A 1750-nucleotide genomic window follows, 5' to 3' on the forward strand; every position below is an offset into this window, starting at 1 on the left:
TCTGGTGTGCAGTGCCATCGCCAGACGCCAACCAGCGCAGGCGGCAAGTTTGCAGCTAAACAGGGTTTTGAAATGACGGCAGGCGTGGGGATTGATACCGCCGTCTACCGCAAAAGCTGGAAAGGTGTTTCCCCGCTGTGTGAAGTGGCTCTGATCGACTTTTCAGAGCACCAGACAAAGGAAGTCCAGCCCATTACCACACCGGTTCCAACACCTCCGGTTGTAACCGTGGAACCAGTTTGCCTTCCCCCTCTTGCCGCCATCTCAAACGCGGCTCCAGTCACTCAACTCTCCCTCTTTTGAGGGGGACACGGGGCTAGTTTGAACAGGAGATCTGAGAATATGAAAACGAAGCAAGATGCACTAAATTGGTATTGCGAGGGATGCAAGACGTTCCATTTGCCACAACACGAGCGGCAGGTTGATGATATGGGAGATTACTACTGTGCCAGGGCTTGGAAGCGTCTGACCAACCCGCAAAACACGACCTTTAAGCAGCGGGTGAATTATGCGCGGGAAGGGTTTTGTCTTGGAGAAGACAGCCGCGCCTTTGATAACTGCTTTGAAACATATGACGGGGCTTTTGTCGTTGCAGCTCTCATGCGCCTTAGTGAAACCGATCATGAGTTAAAGCAGGCCATTTTGCGCCATATGAGCAAGGCAGGGCTTGCCGAGTGGCAGCAGACAACGGCCAGCCTTGCTCACATCCCAACACACAGGCTTTCCAGTAAGGCAGCAGCCCATCGGCAGCAAGTTGAACTAAGCCCGACCGGCTACCAGCAACCAAGCCTTTTCTAACGCACAGATCCAGAGACACCCCATGTACAACTTCACAAAGCCGACTTGCTCTTTAACCTCAATCACCTTTCTGATTGAACTGCATAAAGCAGACTTGATGTTTCACCCGGACGACAGCCCTCAAGGCTGCGATTTTGGCAGAGAGCTTCCATCTTTGATGCTTGAGATGATGGATCAGTACATGGAAGCCACTCATCACTATCTTGAAGATCCAAGTGCGATTGTCTGTGAAATTGATAAGGCACCAGGTCAGCGGCAGGAACAACCTGTGAGCCGGACTTCGAATGTCTTATCTGTTCTCGATCTATCGACCGCTCACCTATCCCCCAAAACGCTTGCAATGCTTGGCGAGAAGACGCCTGAAACCTTCCCGCTCTATGGTGGCAACCTCATGAACGGTTTGTTTGTCTCTGCCAGTAAGGATTACGACTACAGCGGCGAGAAACTTCCCATTGATTTGCTTAGCTGCCTCACGGCTGCATGGGCGCAGGACTGCTCCCACATTCTCTTTGACTGTGATGGGCCAATTGATGAGAGCTTGTATGCCTACTCTCATGACGGTTCCGAGTAGGTGTGAGGAAATCGGCAGAGGAGGGGAGCGCAGGCTCCCTTTTTTTTGTTCTGGTTAGCTGTTCGGCTCCGGTGATCTGAGAGCGGGGCGATCTGGCTTGCAAGCGCACAGCGGGATCGGCTGATCCCACAGTGCCCTCACAAACCAGCTCACTCATCTCTACTGAAGGGCTGGAAGCTGGCAAGCGCCCCGCGCACGGACCACATGCCAGCTTCCAGCAAGCCGCACTTCATTCATTCCTCAATGCCGTTTTAACCTGAGGGGCAGCAGTTAGGGCTTGCGCCTGTCAATGCTGGGTCAAATTTCCCCAAAAGTGCTGGACCAAATTTCCCCAGTTTGAGGTTTGGTGACCAGCCTTTTTTTAGGTCTAGTTCTCCTTTT

2 protein-coding genes and 1 pseudogene are annotated in these 1750 nt (G+C 52.6%); all 3 read left to right on the top strand.

Translation table 11 applies throughout. The features are described 5' to 3' along the window. Positions 1–303: pseudogene (locus PPL9_RS32340) on the top strand (hypothetical protein); the annotation flags it as partial. Positions 304–342: 39 nt separating this feature from the next. Continuing rightward, a complete protein-coding gene (locus tag PPL9_RS08745) occupies positions 343–798 on the top strand; it encodes a hypothetical protein (RefSeq protein ID WP_057462349.1) in 456 nt (151 codons plus the stop codon). Positions 799–820: 22 nt separating this feature from the next. Continuing rightward, positions 821–1369, top strand: coding sequence for a hypothetical protein (locus PPL9_RS08750; protein WP_057462350.1), 549 nt, complete (start codon positions 821–823; stop codon positions 1367–1369). The last annotated feature ends 381 nt before the right edge of the window (positions 1370–1750 follow it).

The organism is Pseudovibrio sp. POLY-S9, from assembly GCF_001431305.1.
GTDB lineage: Bacteria > Pseudomonadota > Alphaproteobacteria > Rhizobiales > Stappiaceae > Pseudovibrio.